3 protein-coding genes are annotated in these 3059 nt (G+C 64.4%); 1 reads left to right on the top strand and 2 read right to left on the bottom strand.

The window, feature by feature from the left end:
• Positions 1 to 943 (bottom strand): tyrosine-type recombinase/integrase (locus ACT3TZ_RS14965; protein WP_444584212.1); only part of this gene is annotated, 943 nt, incomplete at its 3' end.
• Positions 944 to 1089: 146 nt separating this feature from the next.
• Positions 1090 to 2004 (bottom strand): tyrosine-type recombinase/integrase, encoded by a 915-nt coding sequence (locus tag ACT3TZ_RS14960; protein WP_444584211.1) that lies wholly within the window; start codon positions 2002 to 2004, stop codon positions 1090 to 1092.
• Between the two features lie 168 nt (positions 2005 to 2172).
• Here ACT3TZ_RS14960 and ACT3TZ_RS14955 point away from each other — a divergent pair, with 168 nt between their 5' ends.
• Positions 2173 to 2913: a hypothetical protein gene (locus ACT3TZ_RS14955; RefSeq protein WP_444584210.1), complete on the top strand. Its 741-nt coding sequence runs from the start codon at positions 2173 to 2175 to the stop codon at positions 2911 to 2913.
• Positions 2914 to 3059 lie beyond the last annotated feature (146 nt).

Here is a 3059-nt window from a genome sequence, read left to right as displayed (position 1 = left end):
TTCTCCGCACAGCGGAAGCCATGTTGTCCGGATCGGGCAACTTCCCACGGGGCGAGGTGAAGACCAGCCACGATCCCGCCGCATCCGGCTCCTTCGGGCGTTGCTCCCGGCGCTGTTCGAGGATTGCCCTCGCTTTCCTCGTGACTGGGACCACTCTTACCTCAGGACCAGTCTTCAGACCCGCGCGCCACTGCAAGCCCTCGTTGCGGATGCGAACGATCTGCCCGGCGAGCGTCAGAGCGTTGTCCGATACGTCTTCCCACCGAATGCTGATCAGCTCGCTGATGCGAGCACCTGTCTCCAGCGCGAGCAGCAGCGGGTCGGCAATCCCCTCAGCCTTTGCCCGCTCGTCAGTCTCGAGGAACCTTCGCAGTGCGAGTTCCTGCTCCGTCGTGAGCGCGTTGTCGACGTGGCGAGGTGCCCCGTTCCCATAGACCTTGGTTCCGCGTGGCGGCGTGGTTGGCAGCGTGAGTCCGGAGGCTGGATCGACGGTGATCAGTCGGTGTGCGAGGGCCCTTGCTGTCGCCTTCCGCCACATCGCTCTGACGTGCCGTGCCGCCGACGCGCCACCCGCGGCCGCGATGGCGACGAGTTCATCATGGAGGTCACCAGGCGTGAGGTCCGCGATTGCGGTATGGATGATGTTCGTGCGGTAGTGGTGCGTTCGCTCACCGTGCTGCGGACCGAGCCCGCACCACGTCGCGAGGACAGCGAGGTACTGCGCCTGCGAACGGGGGGAGGTCACCCTTGGATCACCACCCGAGTCGATCCGTTCTCGCACCCATTCGAGCAAGCTGCCGAGGGTCGGAGCCTCTGGATCCACGGAAAGCGAGTCCGCTAGTTGCTGGACCGCGACCCGCGTCGCTTCGGCAGCCTCGGTGTGAGTCGCCGCGATCCTGCTGACGACGCGCGAACCGTCCGTTGTGCCTACGCTCTGGAGCACGCGCCACGCGCGGCCCGCCCTGGCACGGGTCCACCCCTTCTTGCGCGCATCGTCCAGAAGAACAGCTCGCCACGGATCAGTCGGCGCCTGGCGCACCTGATAGCGCAGTTCACCAGTCTCGCCTGGGGGTATGGAAGGACGCCCCATCAGCGATCGACGATGCTCGGGTCGGTCGTGATCACTTCTTGAAGAACATAGGCCGGTGTGCGATCAAGATTGCCGGCCGCGCGGACATACCTCTGCGTCGTGGTCAGGCTGCTGTGTCCCAGCATCATGCGGACGTCCTCGATGCCTCTGCCGCGCGCCAGGGCGAGACTCGCCGCCGTGTGACGGAGGATGTGCGGATGCAGGTGCATTCCAAGCCGCTTGCCCATGCGCCCGAGAGCATCGCGCGCTTCTCGCTGATCCCACGAACGACCAGTTCGGGTTCGGAAGTAGGCGCCTCCGTCTTGGGGCCGAATCGCGTCTAGGCGCTCTACCGTCACCGGTGGAATGACGACGGTCCTCACCCGCTCGCCCTTGCCGGTGATCGTGGCGGTCACGCGACCGCCACCGTCGACTCGAAGGTCGCCCGCCGTCAGGGCGAGTGCTTCGTGGATCCGGAGACCGGTCGTGAACAGAACCGAGACCAGCGCTGCCATACGCGGCGAATGCTCATCAGCCGCAGACATCACTCGATACGCGTCGCTCGAGCTGAGCCCGACAAGCCGCGCGTCATCTTGCCCCCGTACGCGAGGACGGACACTCCGAGGCAGCTCAGGCACAGACGCCACGAGCCCCTCATCTCGAAGCCACGCGTAGAAGCTCCGGACTCCAGCCACCCTCCTAGCGCGTGTACTCGGCGCAAAGGCGCTGAGGGTCGCTACCCATCCGGCCACATCGCGACCAGTTGCCGTCTTCGGGTTTATGCCTTCCGAGTACGCGTATGAGAGCCAGGCGCGCGCATCAGCCGAGTAGCCCGATCGAGTCGTGGGAGCGAGGGTGCCGAGCCATCGCGATGTGAGCGCGTCGAGGTCGGCCGTCGACTGAAGTTGCGGGGCGGACACGTCGGCGGAAGACATACCCCGAGAGTACCCGAAAATAATCATTATCGGATACTTTCACATGACTAGCCATGGCGGGAGATGACCCCCTCCCCCCACATCTGGTAGACTAGGGCTCACCCATCTCGGTCTGTCTGGATCTAGCAACGACAACGGCAGACCCGAATCAGGAAGGCAGGAATCACCATGTCCAACCTCATCACCATCGATCAGGCCGCGCACCGTGCCACCGAAGCATTGCGCGCCTCCAACGATCTGACGCTCCGCACCTACGGGCAGGAGCCCCCGAAGGTCTCTTCGGCCTGCATCTCGGACCTCGCAACGATGCACCGGTTCACTCGCTCCGACGTCCCTGGCAAGGTTGATGCCGGGGAGATCGATGAGATCTTCGCGCGCACTCGGCTCCTCGACGGCGTTGGATTGAGCGTGCTCCGTGTGTCGATCGGTCCGCTCAAGCTGAGTGGACCTTGCGACATGCTGCGCCTCGCGGACGGGTTTCGGCAGCGGCGGTACAGGGGGTGGGACTTCTCCAATGTCGCAGAGCTTTCCGACGAGGAGGCTTGGGCTGGGATCTCAGGGGTGTGGTCCATGAAGGAGGAGAATGCGCGTCAGGCGGAAGCAGTGGGTGCCACCTTCGCCCCGGCCGTCAAGGGGTTCATCGATGGCTCGCTTGTCCGTCGGGTGGTCGGGTACACCCTCGATCTGACGAGCCGCCGACGGTGGTTCAAGCTCGAACCGCTCACTAAGTTCCAGCGTGATGCTGTGTTCAGCCAGGATCGGATGGGTCGCGACTTCGAGCACCTTTGGATTTCGGTGCCGCGTGGATCCACCTCCGCTATCGAGTTCGACGAGGCCGATCTGAACAAGCTTCGGTCCGAGCAGGGGGAACGCGACGAGACGGTTGCCAGCTTCAATCTGAGCAGCTGACTCTGGAGCTCTCGTGCTGAACGGCGACGTCTCGGATGCCAGGTCCGGTCGTCGCCGGTCTGGCGAGGATGCCCCCCTACGGCTGCCTGCGGGTAGACAAGACACGTGGCCTAGTTGTTGCGGGTCATGACGTTGTAGTCACGGAG

Source organism: Brachybacterium sp. AOP25-B2-12 (genome assembly GCF_052378625.1).
Taxonomy (GTDB): domain Bacteria; phylum Actinomycetota; class Actinomycetes; order Actinomycetales; family Dermabacteraceae; genus Brachybacterium.
This window is presented reverse-complemented; position numbering and strand designations above follow the sequence as displayed.